Annotated in this window: 14 protein-coding genes; 8 read left to right on the top strand and 6 right to left on the bottom strand. The window is 43.3% G+C overall.

Annotated elements, in window-relative coordinates:
• Nucleotides 1-14: 14 nt before the first annotated feature.
• Nucleotides 15-944: a PHB depolymerase family esterase gene (locus ABID99_RS17185; protein ID WP_373614501.1), complete on the bottom strand. Its 930-nt coding sequence runs from the start codon at nt 942-944 to the stop codon at nt 15-17.
• A gap of 96 nt (nt 945-1,040) precedes the next feature.
• Here ABID99_RS17185 and ABID99_RS17180 point away from each other — a divergent pair, with 96 nt between their 5' ends.
• Nucleotides 1,041-1,241 carry a hypothetical protein gene (locus ABID99_RS17180; RefSeq protein ID WP_373614500.1) on the top strand — a complete coding sequence of 67 codons (201 nt, stop codon included), beginning with the start codon at nt 1,041-1,043 and terminating at the stop codon, nt 1,239-1,241.
• A gap of 40 nt (nt 1,242-1,281) precedes the next feature.
• On the opposite strand, the gene ABID99_RS17175 is transcribed toward ABID99_RS17180, so the two are convergent.
• The gene (locus ABID99_RS17175; RefSeq protein WP_373614499.1) at nt 1,282-2,493 is read right to left on the bottom strand and encodes an epoxide hydrolase family protein; all 1,212 of its coding nucleotides are present in this window, start codon (nt 2,491-2,493) and stop codon (nt 1,282-1,284) included.
• Between the two features lie 273 nt (nt 2,494-2,766).
• On the opposite strand from ABID99_RS17175, the gene ABID99_RS17170 reads away from it, so the two are divergent.
• Both ABID99_RS17170 and ABID99_RS17165 read left to right on the top strand, forming a co-directional pair.
• The gene (locus tag ABID99_RS17170; protein WP_218117298.1) at nt 2,767-3,510 is read left to right on the top strand and encodes a sulfite exporter TauE/SafE family protein; all 744 of its coding nucleotides are present in this window, start codon (nt 2,767-2,769) and stop codon (nt 3,508-3,510) included.
• A gap of 479 nt (nt 3,511-3,989) precedes the next feature.
• Nucleotides 3,990-4,475, top strand: coding sequence for a DoxX family protein (locus tag ABID99_RS17165; protein WP_373614496.1), 486 nt, complete (start codon nt 3,990-3,992; stop codon nt 4,473-4,475).
• 256 nt (nt 4,476-4,731) lie between these two features.
• On the opposite strand, the gene ABID99_RS17160 is transcribed toward ABID99_RS17165, so the two are convergent.
• Both ABID99_RS17160 and ABID99_RS17155 read right to left on the bottom strand, forming a co-directional pair.
• Nucleotides 4,732-5,463 (bottom strand): NAD-dependent dehydratase, encoded by a 732-nt coding sequence (locus ABID99_RS17160; protein WP_373614495.1) that lies wholly within the window; start codon nt 5,461-5,463, stop codon nt 4,732-4,734.
• Nucleotides 5,464-5,489: 26 nt separating this feature from the next.
• A complete protein-coding gene (locus ABID99_RS17155; protein WP_373614494.1) occupies nt 5,490-5,618 on the bottom strand; it encodes an NAD(P)-binding domain-containing protein in 129 nt (42 codons plus the stop codon).
• A 6-nt stretch (nt 5,619-5,624) separates the two neighbouring features.
• Between ABID99_RS17155 and ABID99_RS17150 the strand changes: the two genes are divergently transcribed.
• Nucleotides 5,625-6,077: a winged helix-turn-helix transcriptional regulator gene (locus tag ABID99_RS17150; protein ID WP_373614493.1), complete on the top strand. Its 453-nt coding sequence runs from the start codon at nt 5,625-5,627 to the stop codon at nt 6,075-6,077.
• 204 nt (nt 6,078-6,281) lie between these two features.
• Nucleotides 6,282-7,586, top strand: a complete 1,305-nt coding sequence (locus tag ABID99_RS17145; protein ID WP_373614492.1) for a spondin domain-containing protein — start codon at nt 6,282-6,284, stop codon at nt 7,584-7,586.
• Between the two features lie 141 nt (nt 7,587-7,727).
• On the opposite strand, the gene ABID99_RS17140 is transcribed toward ABID99_RS17145, so the two are convergent.
• The gene (locus ABID99_RS17140; RefSeq protein WP_373614491.1) at nt 7,728-8,021 is read right to left on the bottom strand and encodes a putative quinol monooxygenase; all 294 of its coding nucleotides are present in this window, start codon (nt 8,019-8,021) and stop codon (nt 7,728-7,730) included.
• 182 nt (nt 8,022-8,203) lie between these two features.
• On the opposite strand from ABID99_RS17140, the gene ABID99_RS17135 reads away from it, so the two are divergent.
• The 3 genes from ABID99_RS17135 to ABID99_RS17125 are packed head-to-tail and all read left to right on the top strand — an operon-like array spanning nt 8,204 to nt 9,581.
• Nucleotides 8,204-8,398: a hypothetical protein gene (locus ABID99_RS17135; RefSeq protein ID WP_373614490.1), complete on the top strand. Its 195-nt coding sequence runs from the start codon at nt 8,204-8,206 to the stop codon at nt 8,396-8,398.
• Between the two features lie 60 nt (nt 8,399-8,458).
• Nucleotides 8,459-9,139, top strand: a complete 681-nt coding sequence (locus tag ABID99_RS17130; RefSeq protein ID WP_373614489.1) for a peroxiredoxin-like family protein — start codon at nt 8,459-8,461, stop codon at nt 9,137-9,139.
• A complete protein-coding gene (locus ABID99_RS17125; RefSeq protein ID WP_373614488.1) occupies nt 9,120-9,581 on the top strand; it encodes a thioredoxin family protein in 462 nt (153 codons plus the stop codon). Before ABID99_RS17130 ends, ABID99_RS17125 begins: the two co-directional genes overlap by 20 nt.
• A 55-nt stretch (nt 9,582-9,636) precedes the next feature.
• On the opposite strand, the gene ABID99_RS17120 is transcribed toward ABID99_RS17125, so the two are convergent.
• Complete coding sequence (locus ABID99_RS17120; RefSeq protein WP_373614487.1) at nt 9,637-12,630, bottom strand: glycosyl hydrolase 115 family protein; 2,994 nt, start codon at nt 12,628-12,630, stop codon at nt 9,637-9,639.
• Between the last annotated feature and the right edge of the window lie 982 nt (nt 12,631-13,612).

The raw sequence follows: 13,612 nt of genomic DNA, 5'->3' as shown, positions 1-13,612 counted from the left end.
AGAATGCGATGGCTTTACGGGCGGCGCTGAAATCTCTGTTCACTTTTCCCATCAGTCTTGGGAATTTGGCTGTCGTTTGTGGGACGACATGGCCGCCCCCATAAACCGTATAATTCAACGACCTTTTGTTCGCCCTGTGACCAGGTCTTGCGTTCAACACTTGTCGGATCATGTGGATCTAAGTGGGGCAGGCGTTCAATCTGTATGGTCTTCGGCCCTGCGTGGGTTTCGGCAATTGCTTCGGCAGTAGCTGATGCGCTGAGGACATTGCCAAGATCCTTGCCAAAGAACCTGACCCGGCCGCCGTCATATGGAATAATTGGATCTTTGGTGCCATGGATCATCATCACCCGGGGCATGGGTGCCTGAATATCGTCTGTGCGGTTATCGGGTGTCGGCAGGTTGGCACCCACGATAGCAATGCCGGCCAGCAAGCCAGGTACCGATGCCGCCAGCCGGAGCGCCATCATACCGCCATTGGAGTAGCCGAACACATAGACCTGCTGCAGGGCTATGTTGTGGGAGACCTGGAAACTTTCAATGAGCGACCGGATAAAACCGGCGTCATCGATATTTTTCTGCTTTGCGGGAAAGGGCGCGTTCTTACGGATATCGTTCCAGCTGCGCTGATAACCATCCGGATAAGCCACCGCGAAACCATATTGATCCGCCAGTTGGTCAAACGCATAACCGGTCCAGGCCCGTATTTTGACCCCATTGATACCAGAGCCGTGCAAAACAATGACCAGCGGCACCTTTTGTTTTCCCAGAGCGCCGGGAGCGTATTTCCAACAGGTACGTTTTTCGGCGCCGACCGTCAATGCTTCACGGGATAGTTTTGCCGATAAGCTAGGCACTTTTGGCGTAGGTGCATAAGCCCAATACCAGAATAAAATGGATGCAGTGAGGGCTAACAAGCCGGAAATGGCTACCACAATCATCATGGCTGCTAAATTTTAATTTCGGTCAAAGATAGCTACCTTTACTTACCAAAATCCAGTAGTTTACAAAAGGTAACTACTAACCTTAAGGTAAGCAGTATGTCAAAAAAAGAAGAAATCAGGGTACGGGAACTCGGCTGCGCCGAAAAGTTACAGGCCGTTGGCGACTCCTTGTATGCGATCGGCGGCAAGTGGAAGCTCCGGGTCATCATTGCGCTTTCACAGGGCACAAGCGGTGTACTTACAGTCGCAGGTGACAGCTTTCGACGTGCAGTTTTTCCATTCTCCTGGTGCCGTTGATTTGCTCCCGCCATCATTGTCTTTTTACATACCCTTGTATTTAAAAAGTTAAATCGCGGAAAGTTGCCCTGAGATCATGAACGACTGCTTCGGTGTTTTCATAATAGCCAAAATGACCGCCTTTTTCATGAGCATTCAAATAATGGACATTGTATAGCTGATATTTTGGGCCTTTCTTGAACGCACTCACGCGCTGGTCTGTCGTAACACCTGCCGGGTTTTCACCACCCAGAAAGGTAATACCGACCGGAGCCTCTATAATTGGCGTACGACCATGAGCCGGCTGCCAGGGATACTTTGCGCTGTCCGCGTAGAAACGCATCGAAGATGCTACCGTCCCGGTTATCCAATAGAGCATTGTGTTCGTAATCATATGTTCTTTGGGAAACACAGTTTCAATATTTCCATTTCCAGTTTGCGCCCAACTCTTCCAGCGTTCAAGCAACCAGGCAAGCAATCCTACAGGTGAATCCTGCAAGCCATAGGCCAGCGTTTGAGGGTCAAGCATATGTACTGCATAATGGCTCACAAAGATCTTCATCCTTTCCAGGCTCTGCTGCCTGATGTGGACAGGTGTCGTCTCGGCAGTTTTATGGCCTGCAAATACATCCCACGGCCTTTCCTTATTGAATTGATCCAGCTCCATGGTATGCATTAAATGTATGCCGTACAAACTATCTGCATATTTATGGCCAAGCTGAGAAGTAATTAACGCTCCCCAGTCGCCGCCACTTGCTGCATATTTCTGATAACCTAATGTTTCGGTCATTAACGTATGCCATAAATCTGCTGTCTTCCAGAAGTTAATGCCGGCTGGCGTCGGGGTCGAAAATCCATACCCTGGCACCGATGGTACAATCACATCGAACGCGTCTTTCTCATCACCGCCAAAAGCTTTTGGGTTAGTCAGCGGCCCGATTATCTTATGCATGTCCCAAAATGACCAGGGCCATCCGTGGGTTAGGATCAACGCTTTACAGTTTTTACCAACTCCCCGTTGATAAATAAAATGAACCGGCACGCCATTGACGGGAATACGATATTGCGGGTATGAATTGATGCGCTGTTCTGCCAGACGCCAATCATAATCATTCGCCCAGTAACTAACTAAGCTTTCAAGATACTTTCTATTTACGCCATATTTCCAGTCGACATTATCAACATCCGTCGGCCACTTAACATGTGTTAAACGATATTTTAAATCAATAAGGTTACTTTCCGATATGTGTATCTTAAATGAGTATTCTTCCATGCGTAGAAATCTGCTTAAGTAAATGATCAATGTAATAGCTTAAATCCTTATGGATTTTAGTCGAAAGACAAGCGATACCCTTACGAACAATAATTATTTAAGCTAAAAAATGTCAATTCTAATTTATTTCAAAATTTTTGTAAGGATTAGTAAAGCTATCCGTCAAAAATACCATAAGCTTTATAAACTATTATTAGGGGATCGTTGTCGATGCTTAATTTGTAAAAAATGAATATTTAATTTGTAATAAACTAAAGTCGGAAAATAGTGGGTTTGATCAATGCGACCGTTATAAAAATAGACATCATCATTTTTTTTGCTACGATATTCCGTTCCGCCTTTGGGTTTGGCGAATCTATCATAGCGGTACCACTGCTCGCCTTATTTATGCCGCTTGAGGTTGCCGTTCCGCTGTCGGTATTTATATCTGTTACGATCGCAGGCTTCGTAGTTGTTCAGGACCGGAAAAAAATACATTTTAAAAGTGCGGGCTGGCTGATCGTATATGCGATAATCGGCATACCCCTCGGCTTATGGTTGTTAACCCATGTGAGTGAAGCCTGGGTGAAATGTATTTTGGGAACGGTGATCATCGCATTTTCTATTTATTTGTTGACTGGCACCAGACTTAAAGCACTAAAGCAAGATGATGGTCGTTGGCTGTTTGGATGCGGGCTACTGTCTGGTATTTTAGGCGGCGCTTATGGTATAAACGGCCCTCCGCTGGTTATTTATGGTGCGAAACGTGGGTGGACCGCGCAGCATTTCCGGGCAACTCTGCAGGCCTATTTTCTTGCTGCAAGTTTGGCGGGCGTGTTGGGCTATTGGTACAGTAATTTAATCACCCGGGAGTTAATGTGCTATTTTTTGTTCGCCTTACCAGTGCTTGTACCTGCCATTCTTATCGGTCGTTACATTAACTCTAAAATGCAGGGAAGCCAGTTTTTTAGATACAGTTATATTGTTCTGTTACTGCTGGGGACTATGCTCTTGGTGAATGTGTTCGTTTCGAAATAAAAATTTATAAGGAAATGGCAAGAAGTAAAAGACTCATTTACGGGAAAAACAAGTTTATGGGCATAGCGTTGATCGCAATGTTTTTAAGCCTGAGTTTCTGCCCATTGCGGAATACGCTGTTTGCAGTGATTGCTCATTCCATAAATTCAGTACCCAAAACAAGTGGTGCGCACCTGCTAAACGCCCAGGATGATTGCAAAACGACTGCCTTAAATGTTATAACAAACGCACAACGTTCAAATAGCTGGCATCCGCCTTTACCGTGTTGTGTCGTTTCCGTTTATTTATTCATCGCGGCAATCTTATTTTTGAAATGCCGGGATACTTCGCTCAACGCTGTTGATCGTCGCCCGCAGACAGTGCCGCTGTACACTCTTAATTGTACGTTTCTAATCTGATGATATGTTGTCATTGGTATAAACAACTGATAATGGATATGCTGTTGTCGGCAAATCTCAAACAACTTAAAATCAAATGCAATGAACAACAATATTTTTTCTATAACTGGTAAAAATTACCAGCAATTTGCGCCTTTGCTTTTGCGCCTTATTATCGGATTCGGATTCTTAGCCCATGGATGGGCAAAGCTCATGCGTGGTCCTGAAGCTTTTTCCCATTTGCTCACCCAACTGCATGTACCTGCCCCGGAGCTGGTGGCATGGATATCTACGCTCACGGAGGTCTTCGGCGGCATAATGATTATGGCCGGCCTTTTTACCAGTATAATGGCATTGCCTCTTATTGGGACCATGCTGGTAGCTATGTTCACGATTCATATCCATTATGGCTTCAGTGCCGTGAAGACTATTGGCCTGACTCCTCAAGGTCCGGTATTCGGACCGCCGGGATATGAAATAAATTTAGTTTACATAGCTGGCTTACTGGCTTTAATTTTACTCGGAGCGGGACGTTATTCATTAGACGCGTTGTTAGCCAACCGATTGATTGCGAAACGAGATCAATAATTTAATAAAAAAGCCGTCTCATAAGTGAATTACGAGGCGGCTTTTTTATTTCAAGTGATTGAGATAAGCTAACTGATCAGGGTAATATTTCTTTAAGACAACTTTTTCGCTTATGTCTTTAAGATACTCCAAATTTTCGTAAGAGTAACGCGGCCGCCTCACTTTGAGACAACCTCGTTTAGTTTGAGCTGTTTTTTGTGTGTTAATTTATACCGCATAAGTAAGTGATTACCAAAAAGTATGAACCTAATTTAGGTTACGCCTGATGATATACTTTTGCAAATTCTATGGCAAACTCTTCAAATTTTCTTTTGCTTAAAACTGGTTTATTCTTATAAAACTCTTCTGTAATCCTCCCGTTTCCTAAGGCTATTCCCATTTCTGCTAAACCTTCCGCCGCATGCTTCGAAAGATGCCCGCTCTGCAGCAAGCCGCCAATAAATTGCTCATTGGTAAATTCAACCCATTTCAAATCTGGTTTGCCAATGGCATTTCCTAAAATGCGGGCAACTTCTGTTCCGGTTTTTTCGTCGCTGGCAACGAAACGAATTTTATTACTGGAAAAGGGGCCCGTAATTTCTTCAAATGCCGCGTCAGCAATATCCAGCGGGTGTGTTAATAGCAACTTTGTAGTGCCCGGATAATTAGAGCCCATCATTCCTGTATTCCTGATCAGGGGTATACTGTTATAATAATTGATGTAAAATGAGGCGGGGCGGAGATGCTTTACTACTAAACCGTCCATGTTATTAAAAATAGCCTCGTCATAGAACATGGATGAAATCGGTCCGGCACCTTCTTTCAGGTGAGCACCATTACTACTTAAATTAACAAGTTGTGATACGCCGGCAGCTGCAAGTGCATTTGCGTATGTTTGGGCAATTTGCGTTATGTAGTCTGTATAATTTGATACCTGAAGGTTATCGGGTATCATGGTATACACCACATCAGCGCCTTTAAAAGTTGCTGCTAAAAATGCTTCATCCATTATCGAACCTATAGCCGCATTTGCGCCTATGTTTGGATTACTTCTTTTTTATTTTCATTGCTGCTTATAACCGTTACGTTATGCCCGGCTTTTACAAGCCGCCCGGTTAGTGACCGGCCGATATTTCCTAATGATCCTGTAATTATGATTTTCATGATAATATGATTTTATTTGGCAGCAAATCTATATTTGCAGCTAACGTTGCACAAGAACTTACCCCAAGGTATGCCCGTATGACTAAAGTAAAAGAAACCTCGACACGTCAACATAACAAGGCCAAAAGGAAGATTACCTGTCCGCTTACCTATGCCGTGAATAAGATTGCGGGCCATTGGAAATTAATCATTATAAAAGAGTTAAGAGGCGGCCCGCTACGTTACTATGAGTTAAGGAAAAGCATGCCTGACATTAGCGAGAAGGTATTAATTCAGCAATTAAAACAACTACAGACAGATGAAATTGTGATTAGACGTGCTGTGGAGGTAATACCCCCTGAAGTGAGTTATGAACTCAGTGATTCGGGAAAAGAATTGACTGAAGTGTTGGATGTAATGGCTGCCTGGGGTCGCAGAGAAAGCAAACGGCAAAATGACAAAGAACATACAATGGGTTAATAACATTACCTAATAATCATCATAATCAAATAGCAATTAAAAACCTGGCTGATAAATAAGCCACGTTAAAGCTGACTTATGACACGGCCTCATTCTTTTCGACATTTATTCGAAGCGCCATGATAATGTCAGCGTTCGCTTTTTTTTGAAAAAGCATTGTAAGAAATTTCCAGACCGAGCGACAAACCTGGAAAATCTTATAATATGAATCTACTTAAAAACCCCAAATCAATTTTACTGGCAGCAATTGCTCCATTAGCATTAACAGCCTGCAAAAAAGACAACAACAATGGCTCAGTAACAACTCAACAAAGCACAATCACTGTCGAAAACGTGCTTCAGTCCCAACCGCTGGTAGAATCGGGCACTTTCCAGGGCACAGGGACACCGGCATTAATTCAACCAGGGCAGTCGACGACAATCACATTCTCAGCCGCAAAGGGTGAGGCCTTGTCTTTCGCCACCATGTACGGCGCCTCAAACGACCTTTTCTTTGCCCCGGACAACCCAGGTATCCAGGTTTATGATAGCAACGGCAACCCGATTGAAGGTGACGTTTCAGCACAGGTCAAGCTTTGGGACAACGGAACCAGAGTTAATCAAAAACCAGGTGCAGGAGTGACTCACCCCGGCGTCGCGGAAACAAAAAATATCTCTGAAGTAACCGGCGCAGATGCACAGGGAAATACCTACCTCGCTGCATCTAAGCTGGTTAAAGCAACACTGAAGTACAATGGTAATTCGACCTTTGCATTGACGCTGCAAAACACCTCCGGAGGTACGGCCAACGAGACACCGCTAAGCCCGGGCGTATGGAGCGTTTCTTACATCGTTGGTGGAACGCTGCAAGCTCCAAAGCCGCTTTACACATCCGGTCAGCCGACAGTGAATGGTTTAACGAACATCGCCGAAGCCGGTGATAACATGGCGCTAAGCGCATACGTTAAATCAATTACAGGCATTTTCACCCCGCTGTCTCCAATCCTCGTAGTAGTTTATAACGGAATCGACAACCCAATATATAAAGCGGGCACAATCGATGCTGGTAAAGGGCTTACGACATTGGCCCAGAAGGGTAATGCAGATACGCTGGCGGCTTATTTAAAAACAGTTAAAGGAGTTAAGGCAGTTTATGTTTTACCTGCGCCGAATACCAAGGTGTTACTGCCAAGTATAGCCGGTAAGCAAGGAGGCGTCGTATCACAGCAGCTTAACGTTGCCGCAGGAGACCGTTTGGCCATTGCCACCATGTACGGCTTTTCAAACGACTGGTTCTTTGCTTCTGCCGATAATGGTGTAGATGCTACTCAAAAGGGTGACATATCAGGTACCATTAAATTATTTGATGATGGGACGGCTATCAATCAATTTCCCGGTGCCGGCTTAACCCAGTTCAATCTTGCTGGAATGCCATTAAAGGAGAGTCAACCAATTGCTGCGGTTCCAAATCCAAATGCATTTACCACACTGCCGCCAGTTACCGGTATTATCAAAGTAACCCTTAAATAATCTAATTACGGGCTGCCTGTCAGGCAGCCTTACATTGTTTTATAATAGGTGTTACTGGCTTGCCAGTTGATTTTCCACCTGCTCCGGTGATTTAATACGTAAATTAGATAAAGAAGTGCGGCCTTGGCCGCACTTCTTGTTTTACTTCGCAGTTAGTATATCGACCTTCTCAATGACAGGGCTGGCAGACAGCAATTCTGGAGCTTTAGCCATTAACGCTGCAGCAATCGGTCCGTTTAAGTGTGCGTCGCGCGCTGCTTCCGTTTCGAACGAATCAAAAATACCGAAAGTTGAAGGCCCTATTTGAAGGGCATACCAGGTAACCGTTCCGGTTTCCTGTTGAGCTAATGGCAATGCGCTTTTAAGGAAATCACTTAATTCTTGTTCTTTTCCTGCTTTTGCTTCAAGCCTGACCAATAATGAAAATTTTACCATGGTGGATGTTTGTTATTTAATAATGTAAGTTGACAAATTAAGCCGCGTGTATGCCACTTAATGCAATGGTTAGTCGTAATTACGACAAGATCCTTACAATGAACATTTGAAATTTTTATCAGAAATATTGTAAGGTATCGCATAGTATTCCTACTAACAGGAAAAACTAAACTAAAAACAAAATGAAAGCATTAAAATTAAAAGCTCTTTCGGTAATGGCAGTTGCCGCAATCTGTTTAACATTAAGCGTGAATGCGCAGGATAAAATGGCTCCAATGAAAAAAGACACCATGAAAATGTCCAAAATGAGCCATCAGAAAATGAGCAAAAAATCGGGCAAGATGTCGAAAGTGAAAAAAGACACGACCAAAATGTAATGTCATTCGCCTGCAGAGAAAGCTCTGCTGGCAATTTTTAATCCTATTAATTCAATCTAAATGAAACCACAGGTCAACCGCAATTTTTTTTATTTAACCATCTTTACCACGGTATTGTTAGGTTTTACAGCTTTTAATGCTGCTGCCATATCATCAAATGTGCGCGATACGACAGCCATGCAGCAATACCCGAAGCAATCAACGGATATCAGTCCGCTTCTAATCGGCGAAAAAATCCCTTTGGTGAACATTCCGGATGCCAACGGCAAGCCCTTTGATCTGAATGCACATGTTGCGGACAAGTCAACCATTTTAATTTTCTATCGTGGAGGCTGGTGCCCGTTCTGCAATAAGGAATTAGCAGGCTTACAAGGCATCCAGGCGCAGTTGGTAAAAATGGGCTATCAAATCATTGCCATAAGCACCGATAGCCCTGAAAATTTGAACAAGAGCATTGACAAACACCAGTTATCTTATACTTTGCTTTCCGACGCTGACCTTGCGGCATCCAAGCAGTTCGGCATCGCATTTAAAGCACCGGCCGCTTACGATAAGACAATCGCTGAAGGCTCGGCAGGCAAGGATGTAGATAAATTATTGCCTGTACCATCCGTTTTTATTTTAGACAAAGGCGGCATTATTCAATTTGAATACATCAATCCTGACTATAAGCGGCGCATTAGTCCAACGCTTTTGGAAGCTGTAGCCACGGCATTGAAAAATGAAAATCCTATTAGGTAACTTTATAATGATTTTTAATAAAAAACATCCAGGGCTTATTTGCGCCTTGATACTACTGCTGAGCGGACATAGTTACGCGCAGCAGCCTAATAAAAAAAGCGGCGTTAGCTTTAAAGGCGGAAATCTCGACGCTGCGCTATCGGAGGCGAAACGGCAGCATAAGCCAGTTTTTGTAGATGCCTACGCGGTATGGTGTGCGCCATGCCAACAGCTTAAAAAGACGACCTTCCAGGATAAGACATTGTCTGCCTACTTTAATTCACATTTTGTGAACCTTTCTATTGATGTAGAAAAAGGAGACGGTGAAAAGTTTGCTGAACGCTACGATGTTAATAGTTACCCTACATTGTTGTTTATCGATGAAGACGGGAAAACGATTACCAAAATTGAAGGATTTGTTGAAGCCAAATCATTGCTAAAGACCGCAACATCCCTCAAATGATGATTCAGGATTTCGCCAAATTTGCCTTATTTAGACGCATTCAAACAAGGCTTAACTAAGGTTCAGATGTTACACCACTCGCCGCCTTGTGCTGAATGTCCGGCGCACCGAAATAGCTTGGATACCTATTATCTGGATTAATAACTATTCGTTCCAAAACAATCTCAGGATCTACCATGTATACCTTGAGGGTGTGCATACCCGGTTTTTTCACATTTACGTCTACGTCCAGCCAACGCAGGTTGTCAAAAATCTCATTCCGCCTGGGTTGTCTGCGTGAAACCAGCGCATAATCCGGCCCCAAAGGAGGTAGAGCCTTTAACACAAGAGAATGCGAAAGATTAGCCGGGGTGTATTCGTTAAAGGTGTCAACATAGCCTTTACGGGCATCTAATATAACAGGTTTTCCACCGTCAATAGCGACACCAATTCTTAAACCCCGGGCGGGGTTTACATCCTGCGAGGGTAATACACCCAGGCAAACCCTGGTACCACCTCTCCGGGGCAGGAATATGTTATACTCTAATCGCGGAGCTTTATCCGGTGTCGCGCTTGGAGCAGTAACAGGGTAAATTCCCATGCAGGCTTCAGTCCGGCCAAGGCCGGGCAGTAATATCCACTTTGCGCCTTTTCCTGCAATTTTGGCATTGTACTTTCCTGCCGGAATAGAGAACTCTCCCGAAAAGCCGCCATAATATGCTTGCTTGGTAACAGGACCTGCCTTTTTAAGAATATTCACAAGTATCGGGACTTTTGTATCGCCCTGAGCAATTTCAATAATCCCATTTGCAGCGCCTTCCGGTGCGGTCTTCCAGTCAATAGTTACCGAAATACGTTGCTCCTTTGCTACAACTCCTTCAAACGAACTTACTTTTATCCAGGGTTTATCAGTTTTGGCAGTATACTGAACAATACCCATCCCCCGGTTGAATATATCAATATAATAAGACTGTTTATCAAGCATATCAAATTGTGGCAACTCGGCTTTAGTTATTGCGCCAGGCCAGGCATCTGTACTGCCTTCTACAGCTACGCCCAAAGTAGGTTCTGTTAATGGCGTAACTAGGGATAAAGAAGGTAAAGTGTTTTGACGCGGCATGGACCATTGTTTGTAACCAATATGCACATCGATCATCATATTCTGCCATTTTCCGCCAGCGATAGAATCGTTATAACGATTACTTAACCGTTGGTCAAGTTCAAATAAATCATTAGCTTGCTTGGCGTAGTCGTTAGCGCTTGTTCTTCCTTGTTTGGCAAATAAATTATTGCGCCCGGCAGCTATATAAATCCCGGCAACTCCCGCTGATGCTCTGGCGGGATAAAGAACCAATTGATAATAAGCATCTTTAGCATCAGCTGGCATCTTTTTTTCAAGCGACTCAGCTTTTGCAACCAGATCCCTCCACTGTTTGAGTACCCTGTCTGCCTCATTATAATTTACGAAGCTAAAGATTCGGGGGGCTTCCACTTCTGGTTTACGCATTAGATTGTACTTGGAATAGTTGGATACGATATCTGCAATTTCTCTGGCATGTTCTTGCCCAAAAATCCCCGTAGCCCAATCTGTTAAATAATTGAAGGTTTGATTAGCTGATAGTGTAGTAGGGTTCCAGGCATACCGCATGATAAAGTCAATCGGCATCTCCTTCGGTTTCAGATCACCTACATTCACAATCCAAATCCGGTCAATACCGGTTTGATATGCCAAATTAAGTTGTTCACGTAACTTGGGAATAGTAGTCGTGTTGATCCAACGATCATTCCAAGGACCGCCATTCATATCAATGTGATAATACATACCAAGGCCTCCTTTGCGCTTGAGTTCCTTTGCTGGCCCTGTGCGACGTATGTAGCCCCAATTGTTATCACAAAATAAAAGTGTAACATCGTCAGGGACATTCAATCCAGCATCATAATAACGCTGTACCTCGGTGAAAATGGCCCATAGTTGTGGTACTTCAGACGGATCTTTATGGTATACATTTTTGATGATAGTACGCTGATCTGCAATCACCTTTTTTAGCGTATTTATATTTTCGGCATCATCTCCTTTGCCCATAGCTACATCGCCGTCCCCGCGCATTCCGATGGTAATTAAGTTGTCATAGGCTTTATTACGTTCCAATCCGTCTGTCCAGAATTTCTTCAAATTGTCTGCATTGGCGACATAATCCCAGGGACCTACTTCTTTTTTTCGATTAGTATACTCTTTTTGGGCGCGCATCATGGGCTCATGATGTGATGTCCCCATTACAATGCCATATTCATTGGCAAGAACGGGGCTCATCGGGTCATCCTCATTAAAGGCATTACCCCACATGGCGGGCCAAAGGTAATTTGCCTTTAAACGTAATAGCAGTTCAAATATATGGACATAAGCTTTAGAGTTGATTCCTCCAAACTTAGCATGTGCCCAGCCAGAAAATGAGGGGCTTTCATCATTAATAAATATGCCGCGATATTTTACCTTTGGCGAGTTCTGAACGTATGTACCGCTTTTAACGTACAAATTCTTGCTTTTTTTTACAGGTGCATCTGTCCACCAGTACCACGGAGAAACCCCTATCTTTTCAGAGATGTCATAAATGCCGTAAATTGTGCCTCGCTTATCGCTTCCTGCAACAACAAGATCATCTCCCACCGTTTGTATGATAAAGGATTCCCATTTCCCTTTGATCTTGCTTACATCAATTTTTTTCTCAGCAATAAGCTGATCTATGATATGGCTTTTACCAATGGTGCCTACAAGGATGGCATTCTTGCTAATAGTATTACTTTCCAGAACCTGGGCCGCGTTTCCAGTTACTTTTCTTACGTCATCGCCCAAATCACCCGCTGCGCGAATCACACCTTTCCAGTCCTCCGGATCTACATAAATGGTTGCCGCTTTTCCTCCGTCTGCAATGGTAAATTGCTTTGTGTTTGATTTAACAGTAATATATTGTGGTAGCGTCCACAAAAGGTTAGAACGCGTTGTCTGACTAAAAGCCGGGTTAAAAAAAGTTATAATTGCAAAAACGCTGAACTTGATCTTTTTCCTAAACATATCCTAACTGTTAAGCTATTTATCCGCAAGTCAAAAAATATTTTATCTATTAAGATGCCTCCATGATTTTATTTCATCGGTGCACAATTCAGACAAACTTTATTCAAACCCGGACGGTGAAAATAACGGATCAAAACTATTTAACCCGGGTCAGAGCCACTATCACGAATTGATATATTGATAGGACAAATGTAATTTACACTGTCTTGCTCTCTGGTTAATAAAATTGACATCACAGTATGATGGCCCTGTGTATTCAGCAATCTGCGCTATCGAAATCTCTATTTATCCGGTAGCGAACTCATGACAGGTTTTTTAAACAAAATACGATTTCACTTATACTGTTAATAATTTCGACGATAATCAGCGTGACGTTGAGGCTATTGAATCCAAACATCGATCTGGAATGTTTCGTTCTTACTTAAATATGACCAACGAAGTAACGCTATGCCACATTTGTGCTATACATAAACAAACGTCATACTGATCGACTTTAATTGGTCGTAACTTAGAACGTTGAAAAATCAGATATGCCTGTTTCGATCGGATGCACTTGGCTGCCTTCAACCGTCTGAATTATTATATGGGACTATCAGACCATAACGGGAATAATGTCAGAAGCATCATCAATCTTGCGCAATGGTATCGCCCGCCCGATCCGCAGGACGGCGGCTTCGGGTAAGGGACGGCCACTGCTAATCCGGCTAATCACAGCGTTCGTAAAATATTCATTGTCATTTAATCAAAATCCTTTGCGCAAGCAGATATACTGGGTTATTAATTTAAAGTATAAACGAAACAGATAATAATAATAATGAATTTAATATTTGGAATGTCGTTCGATAAGTCGTGTTATTCCTGCTACTCGTATTTACCGGCCAAAAACTTGCTGCTCAAACGGTGATCTCAGATGAACGGCCAGCCTTTATCAAGGGAACTCTAAGAGGCCCTGAATATGTAAAATCCGGTGTTTTCAAATATA

The organism is Mucilaginibacter sp. OAE612 (assembly GCF_041806395.1).
Taxonomy (GTDB): Bacteria; Bacteroidota; Bacteroidia; order Sphingobacteriales; family Sphingobacteriaceae; genus Mucilaginibacter; species Mucilaginibacter rubeus.
Note: the sequence above shows the minus strand (reverse complement) of the source record. Positions and strands in the feature narration are given on the sequence as shown.